Here is a 23,634-nt window from a genome sequence, read left to right as displayed (position 1 = left end):
TATTAAGCTATTTTAGGACACTAAATGGCGACAGTTTACAAAATCCTACCCATTGAAAATCTGCAAAGGGGACGTTATCAACCTAGGCTTCATTTTGATGAGCAATCATTACAAGAATTAGCAAATTCTATTCTAACCCAAGGTTTAATTGAACCATTAATTGTTCGTGAGATAGTATCTAACCGTTATGAAATTATTGCCGGTGAAAGACGTTGGCGAGCAGCAATGCTTGCTGCTCTTACCGAACTACCTTGTCTTGTTGGTGATTACACGGATGAACAAGCAGCAGCAATTACCCTAGTTGAAAACATTCAACGTAAAGAGTTAAATTTAATTGAAGAAGCGAGAGGTTATCGGCGTTTAAAGGACGAATTTAATTTTCATCAAGATGAGATAGCGATTTTAGTTGGTAAATCTCGCAGTCATATTGCTAATATTCTTCGTTTATTGTCTTTGTGTCAAAATGTACAAGAAAAAATTATTTCTGGTAAGCTAACCTTAGGTCATGCGCGTTTACTTGTAGGCTTTCACCCTACAATACAAAATGAATTAGCGGAGCTGGTTGTTAATAAGGATTGGTCAGTTCGCACTTTAGAAGAACATGTCAAGGGATTGAAAAAATCAATAGAAAAAGATAAAACGACTTTTAATTTGGATGTTAAATATTTAGAAACTCAATTAGCTGAGCAAGTAGGTGCGCCAGTACAGATTGTTACACATAATTCTGGAGGAGTACTACAATTTCAATTTTTTGATAATGATACACTAGCCGGCCTTTTGGAGCGAATGGGCTTGCGTTATGACTAAACGTAATTCTTAAATAAGGATATTTAATTAATGAAAAGGATTTTCACTCACATGGCTTTAATGTTAAGCCCAGCAATTTTATATGCTAGTATTCAAAGTGGTGCTGATAAATTAATTAATCAGATTGATCCTAACATTAATATCGGCATAGAAGTCGTTGATTTAACGAGTGGTGTTACTTTATATCAAAGAAATTCAGCTCAATCCTTTATTCCAGCCAGTAATATGAAGCTGTTTTCAGATGCTGCGGCTTTAATGGTACTTGGCCCAGATTACCGTTTTAAAAACAAACTCAGTATTAATTCGGCGCAAGTTCAACAGGGAATATTAAAAGGAAATCTCTATCTGCATTTATCTGGCGATCCTTCTTTTAGTCGGGAGCGGTTAAGCGGGTTAATTAACGAATTAAAAAATTGGCATATCAATCGAATTCAAGGCAATGTTATTATTGATAGTACTCATGCAGCTATTGATCCTTATGCGCCTGGTTGGATGACTGAAGATTTAGCTTACAGCTATGGAGCACCGCTGGCGCCTGTTATGATAGATGCCAATCGGATGACTGTCACAGTGAATCCTGCTGATAAAACATCTTTACCCGCCATAGTTGAAGTAGATGACGATAGTGGCAGTATTAAAGTAAATAACCAAGTTACTACCAAAGATAAAGCTGGGCATTGTGGGGTCAGCTTTATTATGGATAAAGAAAATCATCTTAATGTTTATGGCTGCGTTGGTATCGGGCAGTGGGCAATCCAACAGAAAATGGCCATTCGTAACCCACTCATGTATGCGCAAGGCTTATTAAGGCAGCAATTATTACGAGCTAATATTACTCTTGAGGGTGATATATTATTAGGGAAGGCGCCTGCAGGCAACTTACTAATTGCCACAGATACCTCAAAACCTATTGCACAATTATTAGCAGACACTTTAAAACCTTCAGATAATTTATACGCTGATAGTCTATTTTTACATGCAGCCGATAAACTAAGTGGCGCACCTGTTAATTGGAGTCAAGCCCAAACAATTATCAAGCAATTTTTACAGCAACAAACCGGAATTGCTCTAAAGCAGGCTGTTTTAACCGATGGCTCAGGTTTATCACGTTATGATTTGCTTACACCTAATCAAACAGTTAACTTACTTCGTTTTCTATTTGCTCGCTTCCCATTAGCTTATGAATATATAGCCGCTTTACCTGTTTCTGGGCGAGATGGAACGTTACAAAAACGTTTTAAAAAGCCGAATCAACAGGACTTAGTCCGCGCTAAAACGGGAACGATGCGTGGAATAATTAGTTTGTCAGGATACTTATATACAGCAAATGCGCATACGCTCGCTTTTGCTATTTATGTTAATACCCGACGTGGTACAAGTCCGGCTGTTTCTGGCAAGTATCGCTATTTAGTAGATGCTTTATGTACTTACTTTTTACAACAAAAACCAACTAATAGTACTTGGTCTACTATGCTTATGCCAAATACTAGGTTTAAATTTCAACAAAACCCAACTCAAGCAGAGCAGCAACGAGGAAAACAAGCAAAATGGCGGCGCCTTGAGACAGTCATAAAACAAGCTCTTAGAGGGCAGCCTGTAACAGTAATTTATCGGAATAATGAATTGGTCTTGCAAGACAAGCAGGTTGACATTGGACATGTATTAGCTGTTTTACAAGCAGCCCGCAAAAGATATCCTTTCTCTGTGGCATTAGCTTCTAAATCAATGCCGGCTATGCACAGCAAAAACTTCTTTTTATGGGTTGAATCAACATTATTGCCACCTAAGACACAACGGATATGGACAATTCGTGAAGCAGCAAGTTGAATAATAGAGATGCCTGTTTAAACTAATAGAGTTGGCTGTTAGCCAATTAAAAGCAAATTAAAGCAGGCATCACATTCAAAATTTTAATGAGTAGTTTTTAAATTAAATTTATGAATAAAGGATTTCCAGTTACCAAAATCTACCGGTGGTGTTACTGCAAATGCCATTAAAGACTGATCATTGTTAGCATATATGCAAGTCCACTCTTTATATTTTGTCTCAACAGGGCCTTCTACCAAAGATAAGGAAGGTAAGCTACTGTTCGTTTTGGCGATAGCTTCAGCAGCACTATTAGCTTCTATAATAAACACAACGAAGCTCCAGTCATTGGCTGTTCCAAAACTACTACTTGGGCGATAAGTTATCCATGCAGATTTAATATATTCTTCGGCATTGCTGACGCCTATGGCAGAAAGCGCCTCAATCGTTGGGCAAGCATTTGGTTTATCTATAGTTAGGGCAAATGCAGATTGAGAAATTAGAAGAGGAAAAGCGAGAACTAAAGATAAAAATTTCATTGAAAAGAATTCCTTCTATTTATTTCCATTGCTAATAAGGTGAGTCGTTAATTCAACTAATAACTCACCTTATTTAAGGCAAAATAACTAATTTTAAATTTTAATGACTAATTTTCACATTAAATTTATGTGTTAAATTTTTCCAGCCGATAAATACGGGAGGCGTTATAGTGATAGCCATTAAAGAATTATCGCTATTAGAATATATGCAGCCCCACATACCATCTTCTTCTTCAGGACCTTCTAGTAAGGCTAAGTTTGATATCGATTTATTCACTTTGCTGATAGCTTCCGAGGCACTTTTAGCTTCTATAGGAGCAATCACTAGAGTCCATTTATTTGTTGTTTCAAAACTATTGCTTGGACGGTAAGTTAGCCATAAATGACCATCGTCGATAGTCTCAGCATTACTTACACCTACCAAAGCAAGAGCTTTTGGAGAAGGGCAAGTATCAGGCTTATCAGATGTTAAGGCAAATATAGATTGAGATACTAATAGGGGAAGAGCTAAAACTAATTTTGAAAATTTCATTGCGAATATTCCTTATGTTTACTTTCATAGGATTAGGATTACTAAAAACTACGTTTAGAATTTAAAGACTAATGTAGAGGGTTAAGAAACTAAGAAGATAGATACCTGCTTAAGTTACTAACTTAGCAGATATCTATTTATGATTTTAATGAGTAATTTTTACATTAAACTTATGAGCTAACGCTTTCCAGTTACCAAATAAGGGAGGCGTTACGGCAATAGCCATTAAAGAAAAATCATTATTTGTGTATAAACAACCCCACATACCATCTTCTTCACTTGGGCCTTCAAACAAAGCTAGGCTTGGTAATGATTTATTTGCTTTACTAACTGCTTCAGAAGCGGTTTTAGCTTCAATAGGCATAACAACTAACGTCCATTTGTCAGCTGTTTCAAAGCTATTGCTCGGACGGTAAGTTACCCATAAACTACCTTCCTCTACAAACTCAGCATCACTGACGCCTACAGCAGAAAGGGCTTTAATACTAGGACAAGCAACTGGCTGGTCAGATGTTAAGGCAAATACAGATTGAGATACTAATAGGGGAAGAGCTAAAACTAATTTTGAAAACTTCATTACAAAAACTCCTTATATTTACTTCCATACATGAAGCTGTGAGCATTTAATTTACAGCGTAGGCATGTTATGTAAACTAGGCCATCTCTGTCAATAGTTTGATTGGTTTTAAAAAAAATTAAGCTCATTAGATAAAGCTTTTTTATCATTGATTGAATAGCAAATTCTGCTATCTAAACGCTCAAATTCACTAGTGGAACTTTAATAAACTATTTATTTTAATCTTAAAAATTAACTTTATCTGAGCTTTCTACTATATTGAATAAAGAGATTATGTAGGAATTTTAATGAAAGAACAGCGATTTCAGTATAAAGATATTGAACTTAATGTGATGGAAGGGCCAAAGCATGGTTTACCCATTTTACTACTTCATGGAGCAACCAAAAATTGGCAAGTTTTTAAGCCCATCATTGAAGAGCTTGTACATTATTTATATGTTTTAGCGATTGACTTTCGTGGCCACGGTAAGTCTAAGCATGTACCTGGCGCTTATAAATTACAAGATTATTTATTAGATACACATTGTTTTATAAAAGAATACATTAAAGAGCCCTCGATTATTTTAGGACACTCTTTAGGCGGAATGATTGGCTTAATGACTGCTGCTCATTATCCTAAACTTGTCCGGGCATTAATTATGCTTGATGCACCGCTAACAACAGCTGCATTGAAAAGGCTTATAACAGAGCAAGGTGAATTTGCTAACCATTTAATCCAATGGCTAAAAGTTAGCCGTCTTTTAAATATTTCTTCCTTTAATAATATACATATTCCTGAGAGCTTAGCTCAATGCGATCCCGACATGTTACACGCCATGATTAATGATTTTGAGGCCACGTTTCATCAATATAGTATTGATGAATTATTTCCTAAAATAAAATGTCCTCTTCTAATTATTCGAGGTAACCCTAAGATTGGCAGCTTAGTTGAGGATCATGAAGTAATGCAGGTAAAAGCATTACTATCAGACTTTACTGATATCAAATTACCTTATGCAGGACATTCACCCATAAATCATGATAAGCGAGCAGTATTAAAAGCAATAAATGTTTTTCTTAGACAGTATTTTAAAATTTGATAGGCTTTAAGATTTTATTAATAAACTAACTTTAAATATTTAATTAATTTAAACAGTAGTTTGAAATTCACATCTATTGTAAACACAGCGCTTGAAGTATAAAATGAAAACTCTTCCACCGCTATGGAAGGGCTTTTAAAGCTAATTAAATTTGTTTATTCTGAGTTGCTATCTTTTCTACTGCGGCCATCACTTTTCTTACTAGCTTGGCTTGAGCTACTGTGGCCGCGTGTTTTCGATGCTTGTCGATGCTCTCCGCCTTTTTTTCCCGCGGCACTTAGAGATTTATGTCCACGGCTTGCTGCTGCTTGTTTACCACCTTGTGTTGTTCCAGTCATATTAATCTCCTTAAATTAATTTATTAATAGACACCTATTGTCAAATATATATTGACATTTTTAGACAACAATAAGTGTCAATAAATAACTTAACATACAGGACATATATGTCAATATATAATTAAAAAATTTTAAGTTATATGGCAAAAAAAAATAGACAAAATAGTCATATATTTTTTGAAAAATATTTTGACAATTTTGCCTATTATTTAATATAAGTTGCTAAATTTAAGACTTATAACGCTAATAATAGCTAATTTCTGTTGTTGTCACATTGAGTGGTTCTTCATCCACATATGTTACTGACTCGTAAGGCGGGGGCGTTACTACAACTTCTTTATAATCAACTACTTCAGAATTATAATAACCACAAGCAGTTAACAATATAATTGGGAATAATGCTATCCATTTCATAAATAATCCTTACTAATCCTTTGTTTAAATTGTAGGTGAACTGCTTAAAACATGCCAATTATATAACCACTTAATAACAAATATTAAATTTACTTGTCACAGGTAAACTCCTTTAACTATACTGACACCCGATTAACATCAACAGCTAATTAGGTTTAAAAATTGTTTCAGTATTATCGCAAGTTGTTAAGGTAAGAATATAAAGGATTGATTTTTTCAAAATTAAATTTGGCTTAAAAAGTGTATGTTATAAGCTCTGCAAAGCAAATATATTTTGGAAAAATTAAACTACAGGGTGTAAATATGTTAGATAGAGCAAGTGTAGTTGATGAGCAATTTATTAAACGTGTTAAGGAAGGTAATTTCCCTAGTCCCCGAAGTAATACTACTCTGCTATCAACAAAACTAGATAAAAAAGTTGTCATTGATATTTTTGATTCACAAATTAAGTCGCGACTACTTGATATCATTGCACGAGAACTTAAAGAAAAAGGGTTATCATTTTATACCATTGGTAGCAGTGGGCATGAAGGAAATGCTGCTGTTGCTTATGCTTTTCGCCATACAGACATGGCATTTTTACATTACCGCAGCGGTGCTTTTTATCTTCAACGCGCAAAGCAAGTTGCAAGTTGTGATGGCGTTAGTGATATTTTATTATCACTCGTGGCTTCTGCGCATGATCCTATCTCTGGAGGGCGTCATAAAGTATTTGGTAGCGTGGCATTAACTATTCCTCCCCAAACATCAACCATTGCTTCTCATTTACCGAAAGCCTTAGGTGCTGCAGTATCAATTACACGGGCAAAAGAGTTAAAAATTAATAGTAAACTTGTAGCAGATTCGGTTATTTTATGTTCCTTTGGTGATGCCTCAACTAATCATGCATCATCGCAAACTACATTCAATGCCTGTTCTTGGCTTGCCGCACAAAATTATCCTCTACCTTTAGTCTTTATTTGTGAAGACAATGGGATTGGTATTTCTGTTCCTACACCCACCGCTTGGATTGAATCTTCAATCAAACAAAGGCCAGGGATACATTATCTTGCTTGTGATGGCTTAAATATTGCCGACATATATCTTAAATCAATACAAGCACAAAATCTTGCTCGGTTAAAAAAGCAGCCCGTATTTTTGCATCTAAAATGCGTAAGATTATTAGGACATGCTGGCTCTGATATTGAATCACAATACTTGCAGCAAGCCGAAATTGACGCAACAGAAGCTAACGATCCTTTACTTCATACGGCTAGAATGCTTTATGAAGAAGGATTTATGAGTTTTGAATCAATAATTGAGCTTTATCAAACTAATCGCTCTTTGATTGAAGCAAAAGCGTTAGAAGTCGTACGCTTGCCTAAATTAAGTAGCGCTCATGAAATTATGAGCTCCATTATACCCAAAGCTCAAAAGCAAAATAGTTATCCACTGCCAGCCGCAGAGCGACGTAAAGAGGTATTTGGTAGCGCTTATAACCAATTAGGAATTAAGCGTAATTTATCACAACATATTAATTTTGCTTTAACAGATTTAATGTTGCAGTATCCAAACATGCTTATTTTTGGAGAAGATGTTGGGAAAAAAGGTGGTGTCTATCGCGTTACAGCTGATTTGCAGAAACGCTTTAGCCAACGTCGTGTCTTTGATACGCTTCTTGATGAAACAACAATTCTAGGTAGTGCTATTGGGCTTGCTCATAATGGTTTTTTGCCAGTGCCTGAAATTCAATTTTTAGCTTATTTACATAACGCAGAAGATCAATTACGAGGTGAAGCAGCAACTTTATCATTCTTCTCGTCAGGGCAATATCAGAATCCTATGGTTATTCGTATAGCGTCCCTTGCTTACCAAAAGGGTTTTGGCGGCCATTTTCATAATGATAATTCAATTGCTGTATTAAGGGATTTACCTGGTGTTATCGTTGCTTGCCCATCTAATGGGCCTGACGCAGCAAAAATGTTGCGTACTTGTTTACGTTTAGCTCATGAGCAAGGGCGGGTTGTTGTCTTTTTAGAACCTATTGCCTTATATATGACAAAGGACTTACATACACCAGGTGATAATGGCTGGTTGTTTGAATATCCTGCTCCAGACCAAACCATTGAGTTTGGTGAGGTTGGCGTTGCAGGTGAAGGAGAGACAGTTATTCTTAGTTACGCTAATGGGTTTTATTTATCTTTACAGGCAGTAAAGATTTTAAAAGAGGAACATAATATTGCAGTCAAAGTAGTTGATTTGCGCTGGTTAAGCCCCTTACCTGTAGAAGCTATTTTACGCGAAATAAAGAACGCTAAAAGGATTCTCATTGTGGATGAGGGAAGACGTAGTGCTTCTATAAGCGAAGGATTAATAACTTTCTTACTTGAGCAGGCAGCGCCCAATTTAAAAATAAAGCGTATAACAGGTGAAGACTGCTTTATTCCATTAGGCAATGCTTGGCAATATTTATTACCAAGCCGTGATTCTATTATTGCGGCATTATTAGCATTACACTCTATTAACGGGGAGAAAAAGCGTGGACGATCTGTTGTTTCTTGATGAACAATTACAAGATGATGAGCGATTAATTAGAGAAAGCGTAACCCGCTTTGTAAATAACGATGTTATACCTTTAATGGCAGAAGCTTTTGAGCATGGTGAATTTCCAAAAGAACTTATTCAAAAGTCGGCTGATTTAGGTTTGCTGGGTTTAACCTTACCTGTAGAGTATGGTGGTGCAGGTGCTTCCTATATTTCTTATGGTTTAGTTTGTCAGGAACTTGAGCGAGGGGACAGTGGTTTGCGTAGCTTTGTGTCTGTACAAAGTTCTTTATGTATGTATCCTATTTTTCGTTATGGTAATGAAGAGCAAAAACAGCGGTTTTTACCGGCGATGGCTGCCGGTGAAATCATAGGTTGTTTTGGTCTAACCGAACCTGATTCCGGATCAGATCCAGGAAGTATGCGTACTTATGCTAAAAAAGTAGCGGGCGGTTGGCAGTTAAACGGCGCTAAAATGTGGATTACTAACGCACCTATTGCTGATATTGCTATTGTTTGGGCTAAAACTGACGAAGGCATTCGTGGCTTTATTGTTGAGAAAGATTTTAAAGGGTTTAGTCGGCCTGAAATTAAACACAAAATGTCTTTACGAGCGTCTATAACAGGTGAGCTTGTTTTTGAAGATGTTTTTGTCCCAGACGAAAATCTGTTAGTTGGCACTGTAAAAGGCTTAGGCGCGGCATTAAGCTGTTTAAGCCAGGCTCGTTATGGTATTGCGTGGGGAGCTATAGGTGCTGCTATGGCTTGCTTTGATATTACGAGGGATTATTTATTAGAGCGTAAGCAATTTAATAAGCCACTTGCCTCCTTTCAATTAGTCCAAGCTGAATTAGCACAAATGTATAGCGAAATTATTAAAGCTCAGTGTTTAAATTTACAAGTTGGAAGATTAAAAGATCAAGGGCGTGAAACCCCTGTTATGATATCTTTAGCTAAGCGAAATGGCTGCCGTGAAGCATTAAATATTGCTCGTAAATGTCGTAACCTTCTAGGCGGTAATGGGATTAGTCTTGAATATCATGTCATTCGCCATATGCTAAATTTAGAATCAGTCTTTACATATGAAGGGACAGATAATGTCCATACTTTAGTATTGGGTCGTCATGTAACAGGCATTAATGCGTTTAATTAGCTAAATTTTAAATTATTAAGTTATTTCAATGGGCGATAACGGTTCATTGAAATAACTAAATAAGTACGAAAATTATTACCGAATCAGACAAGTTTTTTTCCTCTAATTTGTCTTCTAAAGAATAAATAGATTTCCTATTTCTTTCATTAATTGATGAGAATTAAGTACATTAGCAGGAAAATTGTTCTAATTTTTTGCAATAGGTATTATAATTATAAAAATTGCTAATTAAGGTATTGATTATGACAGAAGGTGAAAATAAAAAAGAAGTAAGTAAAGATATAAGTAATCCATTGAAAAAAAATGATAAAAGTAATAAATCAAATCAGCCAGATTCACCCAATTTAAAATTACGTAAATTGACCATAGATCCACTAAGACCAATGGAGGGGGCCACTGAGTTAGCGGAGAAAATAAAAAATGAACTTGCTCTTGAGGCAACCACTAACGATTTAACTCAAAAAAAATTTTTTGGCATTGATGAGGATAATCCTTTATGTAATAACGTTCCCGATTATCAAATTACAGACGTAGAGCATTCTATTGATGAAGACTCAAATCAAAGTGATGCAAAAATTAAATAACTAAATAGGCCAATTTATTAATTTAAGACTAACTTGCTAACAACTAAGTTAAACAACTGTAAATTTATCAGACTATTTATTTCCTCCAGAAAAGAAGATATAGAATCAAGCTTAATGCTTTAAACTAATAATCTAATTCGTTTTTATCTTTTTTGTTCAAAAAAAATACTTTTAGTGGTAATAATTCCGTTAAATTGTTAATTTATTAATTTGGTTGATCTACAATTGTCGTCCTGTTCAATATTAAACCTAATATTATGAAAAAATTGATTATTGCATTTTGCACTTTTTTTGTTATCCAAACACCTAGCTTTGCAGCAGGTACGGCTTCAACTACTTTTAGCCCCTATGCTGATATAACAATTAATACTCGTTGGGACTCTCAATATGAAGATATGGAACCCATGGATTTAACCACTATAGCTTTAAATCAAGGGATTAAATCTTATCGTCTAGCCTTTATCACTGACAGCGGTTCCTGCCAACCTGCTTGGGGCGGACAAGCAACTTATAGTGTTGCTAATCAATGGGGAAAGCATCTAACTGATAAATTGGCTGAAAACAATATCGCTGTAGCTGTATCTTTTGGTGGAGCAAGTGGTAATGATATCTCTTTAAATTGCAATAAAGAGCAGCTTATCACTTTATTTAATGATACCGTTAAAATTTATAAAGCTAAGGCACTAGATTTTGATATTGAAAATGGCACAGCAAATGTATCTAAGTTAATGCAAGCTTTACAGGTATTTCACCAACAAAATCCCAAAATTCAATTAAGCTTTACTCTACCTGTTATGCCAGAAGGCCTTACTTCAACGGGTAAATCAATTGTTGAAGCAGCCAAAAGCGCAGGAATCAACTTTCATGTCAATATTATGGCTATGGATTATGGGCCGGCTTATGCAGGTGATATGGGGGAGTATGCAATCCAAGCAGCTACAGCATTGCATGATTATTTAAAAACACTTTACCCAGCTCAAGCTGATATAGATATTTGGCATTTAGTTGAAGTGACAACCATGATAGGTGTGAATGATGTTAATGTTGAGCAATTTACACTGCAAAATGCTGATAGATTAGCTCAATTTGCAAAAGAGAAGGAATTAGGCCTATTGTCAATGTGGTCAATTGCTCGGGATAAACCTTGCGCTGATAAGTGGGCAAGCCCAACTTGTAGTGGCAATAATTTGCAATTAACAGATTTTGAATTTACTAAACACTTCCAAATCTAGTTCATATTATTTACTAAAGAACAGCTTGTTATTCCTATAAAAACAAGCTATTCTTCACAACCGAGTCGGGGCGTAGCGCAGCCTGGTAGCGTACTAGCATGGGGTGCTAGTGGTCGAAGGTTCAAATCCTTCCGTCCCGACCAAGAAAATCATTTTTAAATCAATAAGTTACGATAAAAAATCTTAACGCTTTTATTATAAAAATTCTTTTTAAGTACACTTATAGGTACACTTTTTAAAAATAAAATAATAATTTGGGTTATTTTAACAATTTGGATTATTGGATCTTTCTTCATTAACTAAGGCCTACCTTACTTCTTCTTAAAAATATATTTTTTAAGTACATTTCATAATAAAAACTGCTTGAATACACTATATTTTGACTGAATAGAAATTAGAAAATAATTAAAACGAATATTACTTAATTAGCATTGTATGAATCTTTATCTCTATAATGACTAAGCTAGTTTTAGCAAATTAAAGGATTTTATTGGCCAGTTTAAGGAAAGATATATGCCAAAAAATGAAATAGCCAGTAAGATAGTGCCTCATCTTTACCTCTTATTAGCTACAGTTATCTTAATAGCGCTGGTTTGGTATACGATTGATATTTTTCTTTTAGCATTTGCTGGAATTTTATTTGCGATTATTATTAGATCGTTAAGCCAATTAATTCGCAGGTATAGCAGTATACCTAATTATTTAGCGCTAACTATGGTGCTCATTACTTTAACTCTAATATTCATCGGTACTGGCCTCATTGTTGCTCCAGCTGTTAGTAACCAAATGTCACAACTCTATACCGATTTACCCGACGCTTGGAATAAATTTAGTAATGAATTTCTAACGTTTGTAAATGGAAAAACTAGTATAGGTAACTCTCAAGGAATAAGTATACCAAATACGCTAGCTAAGGTGCAGGATATTCCTACTAAATTAGGTGGGATCTTTACAAGCACATTCGGTTTTATCGGAAATATTTTTGTTATTTTGTTTTTTGGTATTGCTTTAGCTTATCAACCTGAGATTTATACGACTGGTCTAGTTAATTTATTTCCAAAACAAAGGCAGCATAAGGTAAAAGAGATATTAAATGATACAACGGAGACTTTACAACTTTGGCTAGCTGGTAAAGCTTTCTCTATGCTTATTATTGGCTTACTAACTTGGGTCGGACTCTGGCTTTTAGATATTCCGCTCGCGTTTACTCTCGCTCTTTTAGCCGCTCTTCTTTCTTTTATCCCTAATATCGGCCCTATCATTGCTGCTATCCCGGCTATATTACTCGCATTACTTAAGAGTCCAATGTTTGCGCTTTACGCTGCACTTTTATATTTAGCGATTCAAACGATTGAAAGTTATTTAATCACGCCATTTATTCAACAAAAATCAATCTCATTACCGCCTGCCTTGATTGTTTTTATGCAACTTATTATGTCGGTACTAGTCGGCATCTTAGGCCTAACCCTTGCCACACCCTTACTCGCTGTCATAAGTGTAGTCGTTAAACAAACTTATCTAAATGAAGATTAAAGGCAAGAGATTGGCTTTGATTAGTTAAAAATTATTAAAGTGGAAGCCGTGTTAAGTTGGTGTCTTTAAGTGCTAAAATGATAGAGGATATCATCTTAGTAAAGAAAGCCTTCAGCTATAGTGCACTTAACTTACATTAAAATAACAAAGGAATGAATTGAGTGGGCGCAAGATTCTTAAACCTCTTAGCAAGGATGCATGCGAGTTACTGGTATATACCGCTAGTCATGGCGATTGCATCACTTTTACTTTCTATTTTTACTGTATATCTTGATCAAACATTTGTTCCTCAGTGGCTTGTTAATCTTGGTTGGTTTCAGACAAGTAAACCTGATAGAGCAAGTGCTATCTTATCAACGATTGCTACATCAATGATAACCGTAGCAGGCGTTATTTTTTCTATGACCATTGTAGCTGTTTCATTTGCAGCAAGCCAAATTGGACCTCGACTTATATCAAATTTTATGCGGGATCGCTCAAATCAAATAACATTAGGTACATTCATTGCAACCTTTCTTTTTTGTTTGTTTATACTTCTCGCTCTTTTTAATCTTAACGAAAGTGGCGCTAGCGCCATGGGTACAACAAAGCCTTTCTTACCTCAAATTTCATTACTTGTTGCTATCGTTTTGACTCTATGTAGCGTAGGTGTCCTTATTTATTTTATTCATCACATTCCAGAAAGTATTAATATGTCCAATGTCATTGGTAAAGTAGGTGAAGAATTAAATCGACAAATTGACTGCCTATTTCCTACCCATATTGGAAAAGGCGGCTCTTGTATAGAATCTAACTCTTCACTATTAGGAAAATTTAAACATACCATTTGTGCAACACAACATGGTTATATTCGTATTTTAGATGGTAACTCTTTATTAAAAATTGCTTGTAAACATGATTTCATTATTAAAGTTGAAGCAAAGCCCGGTGATTATATTACTGAAGATGATGCGCTGCTTACCATTTACTTTTCAGGCAGCATCCCTGACTCTCTTAAACAAGCGTGTACGCAGGTGTTTGTCTTTGGGCATGAGCGTAATCAGGAACAAGATATTCTCTTTTTGGTGAATGAAATGGTTGAAATTATTGCTCGTGCCTTATCGCCTAGTATGAACGATCCTTTCACTGCTATGACTTGTATGAATTGGCTACAGCTTATGTTGCAAAAAGTATCAAAAATGAAACCACCCTCTAGCTATCGTTATGATAAACACAATAAGTTAAGAATCATTGCTCACCCTATCTATTTTGATGAATTTTGCGACCTAATTTTTTGCCGAACACGCTCATATATATGCAAAGATAGGAACGCAACCATGCATATGTTAAAGATAATCCATAACGTTTATACGCATATTTCTTGTGGAAAGCATAAAACTATACTTATAAGCCATGCTACCGTGTTTAAAGATGCTGCTGTTTCTAGCCAGAGTGTACAGGATGCTAAAGAGATACAACTTCTGTATCAAAAATATTTTAGCTTATAGCTTAATAGAGCCATCATAACGAATAGCTATTTAAAGAAGTTATCGTTCTTCTTGAAGTGCTGCTTTTTCCTTTTTTCCATTGCTCCCATTATTAGATAAGAGGTTCTGTTCCTTATCAACGGCTTTATGCTGACGAACTTGCTTTTGCATTTCAGCCGCTTCACTACGAAGTTCCCCTTCAGCATGCGTTGCAATCGTCTCTTCTTCTTTTATCTTGGGCCCCTTCTCTTTATGAGAGACTACTGAATCTTTAATAGCTTGAACTTTAATCGACGAACCTTTAGCAATATTTAAATTCACGCCTGGCCCTGGCATGGAAATATTAGCCTCTTGAAAGGCGCGTTTTATTAAACGAATAGCTGACGATTTAACCTTTTCCCAATTATATTTTTGGCTGTTTAGCCAAAAATATATACGTATATTGATTATACCAGCTACAAAACTATCGACTAATACCAATGGCTCAGGCTCCTTTAAAACAGCAGAATGTTTATCTAACGTTAACAGAGCTACCTCTTGGGCTAACGAGATTGTTTCATGACAGCTAATTGCAATTAAGAAGCTTTCACGGCGTTTAGGATTTTTAGTAAAATTCGTAATATTGCTTTGATAAACTGTAGAGTTAGGAATTTGTACTTGATGGCCATCTTCCGTTACTAGTAGCGTCGCGCGAATTGTCAGCCCTTGTACATAACCAGTAATGCCTGCCACTTCAATTAAATCATTATTGTTAAATGGTTTTTGTATGCTAAGTAAAATACTTGCCAAAAGATTCTCAGTAATATTTTTAAATGCGATACCTAATACAATACCAATAACGCCTGTACCGCCAATTAGGGTAAGTGCAATGGTTGTTAAACCGAAAAGTTGTAAAATTAGATAAAGCCCTATTATGAGGCCTAAGAACGCGACAGCACGTGCAGCAACATCCGCTAAGAGTGGATGTATACCTCGAAAATGCAAGGATTTACGAATAAGTTTTGCAATAAAATGAGCAACAGCCCAAGCAATTGCCATAATCAATAAAGCAAAAACAAAGAAAGGTAGCGCTCGTAAAAACTGGCGCCATTGTTCTTGTAAACCAGCGCTAATTTGCTTCTGAATATCCCCTATAGACGGGTCAACAATTTCCATTTGATTAACGACTGCAACAACATCCTGTGTCTTTCGGGCAAGGTTCTCAGCCCACTTCCGGTGATCAGCTGTTGTAGCACCTCCCTCTAGAAAAACAACACCATCATTCACACTTACTTTTGGCTGAATATACCAAGTAGTTGCTTTAAGTATTGCTTCAAGCCGCGTTTTAATTTCATTATCACGCGCTAGAGGCTTTACATCTACTTTGGTAATCTCTTCTGCAGGCTTTGCAACGATATCCTGCGCTGAATTGGGTAACGAATTTTCTTGGCCAAAAGAAGATGCCGTAAAAAGAAGGAACAAAAAAAATAAGGGAGCTGAATGATAAATAAATTTTTGCTTGTTCAACGTTATTCCTTTAACTTAGGTTAATTAGAATAAAAGATAAGATAGAAATAGAACAGCAGCACTACTTAGAATAATACCTAACGCCATTTTAATCTAGCTTAGGCTTGTCTGTGGAGTCTAACAACTTTTATAAAAGGATATCTATGTGGTTAGCGAATTGGAGTGTTTTCTACAAAACAATTTTAGCAGCACTTATTAATTTTACCGCGCTAGTTTTTTTTGTTCGTTTAGCTGGTAAACGAGTTTTATCTAAATTAAACATTTATGATTTCATAATAACTGTGTCACTTGGCTCGGCATTAGCGTCTTCAATTTTGTCGAACACGGTCAGTATTACGCAAGGTATTTTAGCTTTGTTTTGCTTAGTACTTTTACAAAGCTTAATCTCTTATATCACCACACGGTTTAAAAAAATACGTACTTGGGTTAAATCTGATCCCACGCTATTATTCTTTGATGGTGAATTTATTAAGGAAGCCATGCAGTCTGTCAGGATTAGTGAAGAAGATATTTTAGGTGAAATAAGGGCATTTGGCATCAGTGACTTAGAAGGAGTCAAAGCGGTAATTTTAGAAACAAATGGTAAGTTGAGTGTTTTACCGGTAAAGCCTAATCAGTCTCTCACAGCCCTTTATAAAGCTAAAATTAATTACTTAGAGCAATTTAGAAAATAAACGAAGTTTACAAAGGCCTTGCGCTTCTTAAGACAAGAAAACCTATACTTCCCGCCATTAGAGAACCAAAAACAACACCAATTTTTACCATAGGCATCAAATACAAACTATGATCCTGGTAAGCTAAGGAGCCAATAAATAAACTCATCGTAAAACCTACACCACAAATTAACGCAATCCCATACACTTGACGAAGGGTAACATAGTCTGACTTAAGCAACTCTTTAAACTTAACAAAATAACCTAACGATAAGAAAATACCAACTTGCTTGCCAACAAATAAACCTAAGGCTATTCCTAAAACAATAGGATGCATAAACATAGCCCTATCAAGACCAATAAAACTCACACCTGCATTAGCGAAAGCAAACAGAGGTAGAATTAAAAAAACAATCCAAGGATGCAAACTATTTTCAAGACGAGTAAGCATCGATCTTTTGCCCTCATCTGGAATTGTCATAGCAATCACTATGCCTGCTAATGTTGCATGAACCCCTGATTTTAAAACTGCAATCCATAGCGCAACCCCAACAACCATGAATAACGATATACGACGGTATTTAAAATAATTTAAGCCCATTAAAATTAAAGTAAATAACAATGCAAAGGACAGCGAAACCAAGGATAATTTGTTCGTATAAAAAATAGCAATAATAACAATAGCTGCAATATCATCAAAAATAGCGATGGCTGTCAGTAGAATCTTTAATGAAAGCGGTACACGAGAACCTAATAAAGAAACAATTCCTAAAGTAAAAGCAATATCAGTGGCTGTAGGTATTGCCCAGCCATGTAAGAAAATCGAGTTATGCGCATTAAAGTAGGCAAAGATAGCAGCAGGCAGTAATAATCCACTTAACGCCGTGATAACAGGGACAACGAGATTACGTTTATCGCTTAATACGCCTCGCTTAATTTCTCGTTTAATCTCAAGGCCAATTAACATAAAATAAATGGCCATTAAGCCATCATTAATCCACAATAATAAAGGCTTTCTAATAGAAAATGTTCCTATACTCACCGCACCATTAACTTGTAATATATGCTCATAGATAGATCGAAATGGTGAGTTAGCGATTAAAATTGCTATGACCGCAGCGATAAAAAGTAAAATTCCGCCCAATGTTTCTAGATTATAAAATGATTTTGAGTTGCCCATAAGCTTATTCATTAAAAATAAAAATTAGTGTACTAGCTCATTAATCGAGTTAATAGCAATTTCATACTAAAGCATTTAAATTGAAGGTAAGCAAGCGTAAGCACAGTTAGGAAGCTTAAGCAATATGAAAGTAATTTAGGATTTAATATAATCTATAATATTGTGAGATAAATATTTTAGCTTTTGATTGTAAAGTTATGCTCCTATTAGGAGGATTAAAAGTATATAAATCTCTTTTGCTAATAATAGAGGGAAATGAGCGCTATTTGTATCCCATCAACCCCAAATTACCTGTAGAAGTTTATGATGATAATTTATACACTGTTGTGGGCGTGATCCTCGAGATACACCAAAAATTGCGTTCTAAAAAATAAGTTGTAAGGATGTAACCATGGAAAAATGGAGTCCCAAAAGCAAATTTCTACGCTTTGTCTACCAACAAGTTGTTGTGCGATTCGCAGATGAGTTTTTGACTTTAAATGATGATTGGCCAAATATTAAAGTGGTTGAATATATGGAAATAGCCATTGTTGGCAAAGTTATTCAAAAAATCTGCACATATTAATTACTGACGCATAAACCTATTATTAGTTTGAATAAACTGATGTTGCTAATACAATGGCGGATACCGCCGGATATAATGAATATTGATTGCGGATTCTAAGGTTTAAAAGATGACAGTCAGCCCCCTAAATGAACAACGAATTCTTAATTCTAATCTTCTTGATAAAATTACCTATCTATTAAATAAGAAATTTGCTGCAGAGGTTAAGATAATTTCCACTCAGTTTTTAAGTGAGCCTGAACGTAGAAATTGCATAGTAAGACTATTTTTATCAAGCCAAGCGAAAGAAATTCCTAAAAGTATTATTTTAAAGCAGTCTCTCCGAGAAGACACTGATGCTGATGATGAGGAAGTTTATGCACGATTTGCAAGGGATTGGGCAGGCCTTGAGTTTGCCTCTGAGGTTAAGCAAAACAGGCATAACGTCCCAAAATTTTATGGTGGAAATAAAGAGCATCGTTTTATTCTAATTGAAGATTTAGGAATTCAGCATGTTAGTTTAGTTGATTCACTTACTGGAGCTGATCGCAAAAAAGCTATTGCTGCATTAACCCGTTTTATGAAAGCCTTGGGTAGTTTTCATGCAGCAAGTTTTGGCAATATCGGGCTTTATAAACAAATTTTGAACTTGATTCATCTGGAAGCGGAAACTGTTGAGGATGAAATTAATTGCATATTTACTGATTTATTGCCGAAACTAGATTTGGCAAATAAAAACTTAGGCTTAATTTTAACTCTAGACTGCATTGAAGAAGCTAAATCTTTAATTGAATATGTAATAAAGCCTGGATCTTTTACGGTGCTGACTCATGGGGATATTTGTCCTGATAATGTATTTGATCATGCAGAAAATAAAGATTTGCAGCTTATTGATTTTGAATGGTGCTTCGTACGTAATGCTTTGTTAGATGAGACTTATTTGCGAATGAGTATGCCAACATGTTGGTGTGCTAAAGCGATTCCTACAGATGTTATTGGGCATATGGAACACATTTATAGGGAGGAACTAAAGCAAACTATTCCGGCAGCAGCTGATGATAAACAATATAATCAAGCTTATACTTATGCCTGCGGTTTTTGGCTTTTACAGCAAACGATACCTTTTATTAATTCAGCTTGGGAAAAAGACAGAATTGGACCTTCAGGTCCTGTACCGAAGGACTCCTTATGGAATGCAGAAGACAACTGGGTTAGACCTAGGGTTTTATCGAGATTGCAAGCATTTATAGGGAGTAGCAGTGTTCATCAGCATTTACCTTATTTACGAGAAATGGCTCTGGCCATGTTAGCCAAATTAAAACATTGTTGGCGTGAAACTTCATTTCTCGAATTTTATCCTGCATTTGAAAAAGAATAATAAAAGAATATTTAATTATTTGAAAAGAATTTGATTTTGAAAACCTTTACTTATTTGCCCTCGACTATACCATACTTGAGTATTATAGATGCCTTGGATAAAAAGAAATTAGTATGGATAAGTTCAAATCTCATCCTATAACAGTGATGGAAATCAGTTTATGAAGTTAAAAAAGCTAATGCAGGAAGATTGGAAAATATGGAGGTCATTTCGATTAGAAGCACTAAAGAATGCGCCTGAGAGTTTCGGATCCTCTTACGAATAGGAAAGCACATGCTGTTTCAAATGCGGATTTCAGTTGGCTGGTAGAGATTTTGAATTCTAAATGATCTGATTCGCCTTTCTTAACAAGTTGCCTTAGTTGATCAATATTCATAGAGTACATCCTTTTCAATAATGGATGTATGGTAACTTTTGTCTTCGGCATTGACTAGTTTTTCAATATATTTTGCCCATTTATCCAGGGCTTCTTTACGTTCTGGCAGCATTTAATTTTTGTTATAAGTCGCCATTATTTTGGGCATTTTATGTCCTAAACATTTTTCAATAACAACAGGGTCAATGCGCAGGGTTTCTCCCAGCTGGGTAGCAAAGGTTCTGCGAAGGTTATGGGCTGTCCATTTACTAATACCAATTCTTTCTTGTAAGCGGATTACAGCTTTCGGTAGGGCGCGGTCAGAAAGTGGGCTTTGACCGTCTGTGCCACTTAGGACATAATTACCCATGCTGCAATTATATAATTCTATAAAAAGTGATTTAACCATGTTTGTTAAATGAACTTGCATAGTTATGCCAGTTTTGGTGTTAGTAGCAGGGATAGTCCATAATGAGCTTTCGAAGTCAAATTCATTCCATTTGGCGACTCTTAATTCGCCAGTGCGAACGCCTGTTAACAGTAATATCTTGAGAGCATTTTTGATTTGTAATGAGACACTGTGTTTGCCATTATCTAAGAATTTCCAAAGTTGTTTGATTTCTTCTAATGTTAAAAATCGCTCCCGAGGTCTTTCGACACCGCCTATATCTCTTGCGCGAATATGAATCGCTGGATTTATCTTAAGTTCACCTCTACTGACAGCATAGTTGAAGGCCTGCTTGATAGCACTTAACACTTTATTTGCATGGACATCTGAGCCTCGGGCAACAATTTTATCTAATGCTTTTGTGATATCTTTGGCTTCTATTTCATCGATATATTTTTCTCCCAGAAGAGGAATAATATCGGCATTAATGAGCTGGCGGATTTGCAGAGGTTGTTTCCTGTGTTTGGAGATATAATTGTTATACCAGCGATTAACTAGTTCTTTACCAGTATCTTTATCTTCTTCTATTTCGGGCGTTAAAACTTGTTTGAGGTTAATAGATTGACGTTTTAATTCTTTTAATTCAAAAAATTTTCTCTTAGCATCTGCCAGATTCATATTTGGATAATGACCTAAACTGACTTTTTCAGTTTTATCGTTTATCTTATATCGATAGATCCATGTCTTCGTTCCTGCAGGCGACACCTAAAGACCGAACCCTTAACCTTCGTATTCTTCATACTGTTTATTTGGACGAGGTTTTAAGTTTTTAATATAAGTATTGGTAAAGTTACTCACAACAAGAATCCATTTTAGGTACACTTATAGGTACACTTTTTTGTGTTATCGAATGATATTCGATGTTATCACTTGATACAAGGGAAATGCGAAAGGTCGTTGTTTGTATAGAGTTTTTCAGAGAAAAAATACTAAAATGTAATTTCGATTATATCTGATATCAAGAGCATGGGGTGCTAGTGGTCGTAGGTTCAAATCCTACCGTCCCGACCAATAAGGCCCGGTTTATTCCGAAGACATGGGTAGCACTTTAGACCCAAAGGATTGAGAAAGAAAGGTTGTAAATTACATGTTAGCTTACTGAGTTAGCTGCCATGTTGTCGGAAAATTGCCTTAGGATCTTTGTTAGGCATAATCAGACAAATCTTTAACAATCGTTAATAACTGTTGATATTATGTCTGATTTAAGTAGAATGCGTAAATAAAGAAAAAGCTCTTTAACCCTTTTAACATCTTCCCTGCATAAACTACATCTATAGCTATTAGTAATTAATTTAATAGCGCACATTCTCTGGTGGAAATAAAAATTTGTTTACCTAAAGGTGTGAATGAGGCTTGTTGATTGGTTGTTTGATAAGCTCTTTCGTATTTTTTAGTTAGACTGCTAATTGCATCTTCTAATGTCTTCTGTTTAAAGTAAAAACTTAAATGTTTTATTTGTTTAAATATTCTTATTACTCTACTTAAAACAAATGTAGCATGATAAATACCAAGAAGAGGCCTTAAATCAGTTCTAATAGGTGAGCAAAAAAGTTCAGTAGGTTCATTTAAAATCAATGGATCATAAGCAAGAATAGTGTTTAAAAACAAATGTGATGTTTCATGGACTAAATGCTCAATTAAAAATAGCATAGTTGAGTTTTCTATATGGCTCTTAGGTAAAGAAAGATAAATAGCACCAAAAAACATAGGCGAAGTTGCTCCCACGCTAACTTTGCTTTCTACTAAAAAGAGTGTTGAAACGAGGGTTTCTATCTCAGTAGCAAATTTAAAATCAGCGGCAATTATTAACTTTATTGCTTCTTGAACATCGGCTTGAAATTGTTCCAATTGGCTAGATAGGGGTGTAGATGCTTGTAATTTATCTGAGCCAAAAGCGACACATACTTCCTCATAAAAAATTTGCTTCTCCCAAGATTCTTGTAAGCCTAAGTTCACTTGCATTTCTTGCATGCTCCAGGCGTAATCCTCAGTTTTAAGCGCGCTTATGATTTGCTTTACTAAGGTTACATCATCATTTTGCATGGCTTTAAGAAGCTTAAAATAACTACTATATAATCTGGGAGAAATAAATTTAGGTGACTGAGACTCAATTATAGCAATCCTATTTAATAAAGATTGATAATCATTACCCAACATCTTATCAGCGTAATCAATAATTTCTTTTAAACTATGAATGAATTTATCCTGGTAAGCAGTATGTAATATGGGTGCTACACCTATTTCAGGGACAGCTGATAATTTATTAAGGATTGCATCTATCATAAGCTTGACTAAATAGGACCTACTGATTGGCTCGGCTCTTCTTGCTGACTTAGCTCTTCATCTTTATCAACAATAATAATGTTACGCATAGTAGGAAGGCTGGTTTGTAATAGATTATTAGGTAAATTTTTAAAAAATCTATTTTGGCTATTTTTGTCTTTCTCTTGGTTATCTAACTTCATGGCTTTCCTTTTACTCTTTGCGCAAGAGGATAGCATTCTTCTTAATTTGCCTCAATAAATACCTAAAGTATGTTGTTTAAAGTTATTTTATTTACATTTAAAAGGCCGGCTGGCTTATTAATCGTAGCTATTCTAATCTACAAGATATAAGTCCATTATCTAATTGCAGCTGATTCCCGCCCCAATCAACCATAAATTGTCCTTTATACTCACTATTTTTCTTATTGTTAGCAGCTTGTGCAGAAATAAAAAGTCGCAGACGTGATTTTTCGTCCTGATCCATAGCCACAAGAAGTAAATTTTTTTCTCTCATTACGAAAATAGTTGTCTCTATAGGATATGGAAAATCAATCTGAGGCAATTTTGCGGTTTTTTGTGGAAGAGGAAATAAGAGCTTATCCTTTAATCCTTGCATAGTGCAAATAACTGTTTGTTGAGAAGCAAAAGGGGTTGCCATTTGAATCAAGAAGACAAGCATAAGCCATATTTTTTTCATAAGAGAAATCCTTTTCTGCGCAAATA

At 35.3% G+C, this 23,634-nt stretch carries 22 protein-coding genes, 1 tRNA gene and 1 pseudogene; 13 read left to right on the top strand and 11 right to left on the bottom strand.

Annotated features, from left to right (window positions below):
- Positions 1-24: 24 nt before the first annotated feature.
- Together DYH30_RS13750 and dacB are read left to right on the top strand one after the other, a co-directional pair.
- The gene (locus tag DYH30_RS13750) at positions 25-807 is read left to right on the top strand and encodes a ParB/RepB/Spo0J family partition protein (RefSeq protein WP_115332191.1); all 783 of its coding nucleotides are present in this window, start codon (positions 25-27) and stop codon (positions 805-807) included.
- Positions 808-837: 30 nt separating this feature from the next.
- The gene (gene dacB / locus DYH30_RS13745; RefSeq protein WP_115332190.1) at positions 838-2,634 is read left to right on the top strand and encodes a D-alanyl-D-alanine carboxypeptidase/D-alanyl-D-alanine endopeptidase; all 1,797 of its coding nucleotides are present in this window, start codon (positions 838-840) and stop codon (positions 2,632-2,634) included.
- An 83-nt stretch (positions 2,635-2,717) separates the two neighbouring features.
- On the opposite strand, the gene DYH30_RS13740 is transcribed toward dacB, so the two are convergent.
- The 3 genes from DYH30_RS13740 to DYH30_RS13730 all read right to left on the bottom strand — a co-directional run bounded on the left by DYH30_RS13740 (position 2,718) and on the right by DYH30_RS13730 (position 4,261).
- Entirely contained in the window at positions 2,718-3,152 is a 435-nt protein-coding gene (locus tag DYH30_RS13740) for a DUF4949 domain-containing protein (RefSeq protein WP_115332189.1), read from the bottom strand.
- Positions 3,153-3,252: 100 nt separating this feature from the next.
- Complete coding sequence (locus DYH30_RS13735; RefSeq protein ID WP_115332188.1) at positions 3,253-3,684, bottom strand: DUF4949 domain-containing protein; 432 nt, start codon at positions 3,682-3,684, stop codon at positions 3,253-3,255.
- A 145-nt stretch (positions 3,685-3,829) separates the two neighbouring features.
- The gene (locus DYH30_RS13730) at positions 3,830-4,261 is read right to left on the bottom strand and encodes a DUF4949 domain-containing protein (protein ID WP_115332187.1); all 432 of its coding nucleotides are present in this window, start codon (positions 4,259-4,261) and stop codon (positions 3,830-3,832) included.
- A 287-nt stretch (positions 4,262-4,548) separates the two neighbouring features.
- Here DYH30_RS13730 and DYH30_RS13725 point away from each other — a divergent pair, with 287 nt between their 5' ends.
- Positions 4,549-5,340 (top strand): alpha/beta fold hydrolase, encoded by a 792-nt coding sequence (locus DYH30_RS13725; protein ID WP_115332186.1) that lies wholly within the window; start codon positions 4,549-4,551, stop codon positions 5,338-5,340.
- Between the two features lie 155 nt (positions 5,341-5,495).
- Here DYH30_RS13725 and DYH30_RS13720 read toward each other — a convergent pair whose 3' ends face one another.
- Both DYH30_RS13720 and DYH30_RS18040 read right to left on the bottom strand, forming a co-directional pair.
- Positions 5,496-5,678 carry a hypothetical protein gene (locus tag DYH30_RS13720; RefSeq protein WP_115332185.1) on the bottom strand — a complete coding sequence of 61 codons (183 nt, stop codon included), beginning with the start codon at positions 5,676-5,678 and terminating at the stop codon, positions 5,496-5,498.
- Positions 5,679-5,921: 243 nt separating this feature from the next.
- Positions 5,922-6,092 carry a hypothetical protein gene (locus DYH30_RS18040; RefSeq protein WP_160116219.1) on the bottom strand — a complete coding sequence of 57 codons (171 nt, stop codon included), beginning with the start codon at positions 6,090-6,092 and terminating at the stop codon, positions 5,922-5,924.
- A 303-nt stretch (positions 6,093-6,395) separates the two neighbouring features.
- Here DYH30_RS18040 and DYH30_RS13715 point away from each other — a divergent pair, with 303 nt between their 5' ends.
- From DYH30_RS13715 to DYH30_RS13685, 7 genes are all read left to right on the top strand, one after another.
- Positions 6,396-8,633 (top strand): thiamine pyrophosphate-dependent enzyme, encoded by a 2,238-nt coding sequence (locus DYH30_RS13715; RefSeq protein WP_115332593.1) that lies wholly within the window; start codon positions 6,396-6,398, stop codon positions 8,631-8,633.
- A complete protein-coding gene (locus DYH30_RS13710; protein WP_115332184.1) occupies positions 8,611-9,768 on the top strand; it encodes an acyl-CoA dehydrogenase family protein in 1,158 nt (385 codons plus the stop codon). Before DYH30_RS13715 ends, DYH30_RS13710 begins: the two co-directional genes overlap by 23 nt.
- 242 nt (positions 9,769-10,010) lie before the next feature.
- Complete coding sequence (locus DYH30_RS13705; protein WP_115332183.1) at positions 10,011-10,352, top strand: hypothetical protein; 342 nt, start codon at positions 10,011-10,013, stop codon at positions 10,350-10,352.
- A gap of 257 nt (positions 10,353-10,609) precedes the next feature.
- Positions 10,610-11,584, top strand: a complete 975-nt coding sequence (locus DYH30_RS13700) for a chitinase (protein WP_115332182.1) — start codon at positions 10,610-10,612, stop codon at positions 11,582-11,584.
- 66 nt (positions 11,585-11,650) lie between these two features.
- Positions 11,651-11,727, top strand: a tRNA-Pro gene (locus DYH30_RS13695).
- A gap of 370 nt (positions 11,728-12,097) precedes the next feature.
- Positions 12,098-13,117: an AI-2E family transporter gene (locus tag DYH30_RS13690; RefSeq protein WP_115332181.1), complete on the top strand. Its 1,020-nt coding sequence runs from the start codon at positions 12,098-12,100 to the stop codon at positions 13,115-13,117.
- Positions 13,118-13,278: 161 nt separating this feature from the next.
- Positions 13,279-14,604, top strand: a complete 1,326-nt coding sequence (locus tag DYH30_RS13685; RefSeq protein WP_115332180.1) for a DUF2254 domain-containing protein — start codon at positions 13,279-13,281, stop codon at positions 14,602-14,604.
- 39 nt (positions 14,605-14,643) lie between these two features.
- Here DYH30_RS13685 and DYH30_RS13680 read toward each other — a convergent pair whose 3' ends face one another.
- Positions 14,644-16,089 (bottom strand): mechanosensitive ion channel domain-containing protein, encoded by a 1,446-nt coding sequence (locus DYH30_RS13680; protein WP_115332179.1) that lies wholly within the window; start codon positions 16,087-16,089, stop codon positions 14,644-14,646.
- 143 nt (positions 16,090-16,232) lie between these two features.
- Between DYH30_RS13680 and DYH30_RS13675 the strand changes: the two genes are divergently transcribed.
- Complete coding sequence (locus DYH30_RS13675; RefSeq protein ID WP_115332178.1) at positions 16,233-16,763, top strand: DUF421 domain-containing protein; 531 nt, start codon at positions 16,233-16,235, stop codon at positions 16,761-16,763.
- A gap of 7 nt (positions 16,764-16,770) precedes the next feature.
- On the opposite strand, the gene nhaA is transcribed toward DYH30_RS13675, so the two are convergent.
- Positions 16,771-17,922, bottom strand: a complete 1,152-nt coding sequence (gene nhaA, locus DYH30_RS13670) for a Na+/H+ antiporter NhaA (protein WP_115332592.1) — start codon at positions 17,920-17,922, stop codon at positions 16,771-16,773.
- Between the two features lie 391 nt (positions 17,923-18,313).
- On the opposite strand from nhaA, the gene DYH30_RS18035 reads away from it, so the two are divergent.
- The gene (locus tag DYH30_RS18035; RefSeq protein WP_160116218.1) at positions 18,314-18,487 is read left to right on the top strand and encodes a hypothetical protein; all 174 of its coding nucleotides are present in this window, start codon (positions 18,314-18,316) and stop codon (positions 18,485-18,487) included.
- Between the two features lie 109 nt (positions 18,488-18,596).
- Positions 18,597-19,844, top strand: coding sequence for a phosphotransferase (locus DYH30_RS13665; protein WP_115332177.1), 1,248 nt, complete (start codon positions 18,597-18,599; stop codon positions 19,842-19,844).
- A 365-nt stretch (positions 19,845-20,209) separates the two neighbouring features.
- Here the strand turns inward: DYH30_RS13665 and DYH30_RS13655 are convergent.
- From DYH30_RS13655 to DYH30_RS13645, 4 genes and pseudogenes are all read right to left on the bottom strand, one after another.
- Positions 20,210-21,445, bottom strand: a pseudogene (locus DYH30_RS13655) (tyrosine-type recombinase/integrase).
- A gap of 489 nt (positions 21,446-21,934) precedes the next feature.
- Positions 21,935-22,930, bottom strand: a complete 996-nt coding sequence (locus DYH30_RS13650; RefSeq protein WP_115332176.1) for an aKG-HExxH-type peptide beta-hydroxylase — start codon at positions 22,928-22,930, stop codon at positions 21,935-21,937.
- 8 nt (positions 22,931-22,938) lie between these two features.
- A complete protein-coding gene (locus DYH30_RS18030) occupies positions 22,939-23,112 on the bottom strand; it encodes a hypothetical protein (protein WP_160116217.1) in 174 nt (57 codons plus the stop codon).
- A 127-nt stretch (positions 23,113-23,239) separates the two neighbouring features.
- Complete coding sequence (locus DYH30_RS13645) at positions 23,240-23,608, bottom strand: hypothetical protein (protein WP_115332175.1); 369 nt, start codon at positions 23,606-23,608, stop codon at positions 23,240-23,242.
- Positions 23,609-23,634 lie beyond the last annotated feature (26 nt).

The sequence above is a fragment of the Legionella busanensis genome (assembly GCF_900461525.1).
GTDB lineage: Bacteria > Pseudomonadota > Gammaproteobacteria > Legionellales > Legionellaceae > Legionella_C > Legionella_C busanensis.
Note: the sequence above shows the minus strand (reverse complement) of the source record. Positions and strands in the feature narration are given on the sequence as shown.

What these genes read in the sequence shown, in the direction of transcription:
- DYH30_RS13700 (WP_115332182.1), top strand. Translation starts at nt 10,610, where the DNA reads ATGAAAAAATTGATTATTGCATTTTGCACTTTTTTTGTTATCCAAACA.
- DYH30_RS13720 (WP_115332185.1), bottom strand. Translation starts at nt 5,678, where the DNA reads ATGACTGGAACAACACAAGGTGGTAAACAAGCAGCAGCAAGCCGTGGA.
- DYH30_RS13735 (WP_115332188.1), bottom strand. Translation starts at nt 3,684, where the DNA reads ATGAAATTTTCAAAATTAGTTTTAGCTCTTCCCCTATTAGTATCTCAA.
- DYH30_RS13730 (WP_115332187.1), bottom strand. Translation starts at nt 4,261, where the DNA reads ATGAAGTTTTCAAAATTAGTTTTAGCTCTTCCCCTATTAGTATCTCAA.
- DYH30_RS13665 (WP_115332177.1), top strand. Translation starts at nt 18,597, where the DNA reads ATGACAGTCAGCCCCCTAAATGAACAACGAATTCTTAATTCTAATCTT.
- DYH30_RS13650 (WP_115332176.1), bottom strand. Translation starts at nt 22,930, where the DNA reads ATGATAGATGCAATCCTTAATAAATTATCAGCTGTCCCTGAAATAGGT.
- nhaA (WP_115332592.1), bottom strand. Translation starts at nt 17,922, where the DNA reads ATGGGCAACTCAAAATCATTTTATAATCTAGAAACATTGGGCGGAATT.
- DYH30_RS13715 (WP_115332593.1), top strand. Translation starts at nt 6,396, where the DNA reads ATGTTAGATAGAGCAAGTGTAGTTGATGAGCAATTTATTAAACGTGTT.
- DYH30_RS18040 (WP_160116219.1), bottom strand. Translation starts at nt 6,092, where the DNA reads ATGAAATGGATAGCATTATTCCCAATTATATTGTTAACTGCTTGTGGT.
- DYH30_RS18035 (WP_160116218.1), top strand. Translation starts at nt 18,314, where the DNA reads ATGGAAAAATGGAGTCCCAAAAGCAAATTTCTACGCTTTGTCTACCAA.
- DYH30_RS13675 (WP_115332178.1), top strand. Translation starts at nt 16,233, where the DNA reads ATGTGGTTAGCGAATTGGAGTGTTTTCTACAAAACAATTTTAGCAGCA.
- DYH30_RS13645 (WP_115332175.1), bottom strand. Translation starts at nt 23,608, where the DNA reads ATGAAAAAAATATGGCTTATGCTTGTCTTCTTGATTCAAATGGCAACC.
- DYH30_RS13725 (WP_115332186.1), top strand. Translation starts at nt 4,549, where the DNA reads ATGAAAGAACAGCGATTTCAGTATAAAGATATTGAACTTAATGTGATG.
- DYH30_RS13690 (WP_115332181.1), top strand. Translation starts at nt 12,098, where the DNA reads ATGCCAAAAAATGAAATAGCCAGTAAGATAGTGCCTCATCTTTACCTC.
- DYH30_RS13750 (WP_115332191.1), top strand. Translation starts at nt 25, where the DNA reads ATGGCGACAGTTTACAAAATCCTACCCATTGAAAATCTGCAAAGGGGA.
- DYH30_RS18030 (WP_160116217.1), bottom strand. Translation starts at nt 23,112, where the DNA reads ATGAAGTTAGATAACCAAGAGAAAGACAAAAATAGCCAAAATAGATTT.
- DYH30_RS13740 (WP_115332189.1), bottom strand. Translation starts at nt 3,152, where the DNA reads ATGAAATTTTTATCTTTAGTTCTCGCTTTTCCTCTTCTAATTTCTCAA.
- DYH30_RS13705 (WP_115332183.1), top strand. Translation starts at nt 10,011, where the DNA reads ATGACAGAAGGTGAAAATAAAAAAGAAGTAAGTAAAGATATAAGTAAT.
- dacB (WP_115332190.1), top strand. Translation starts at nt 838, where the DNA reads ATGAAAAGGATTTTCACTCACATGGCTTTAATGTTAAGCCCAGCAATT.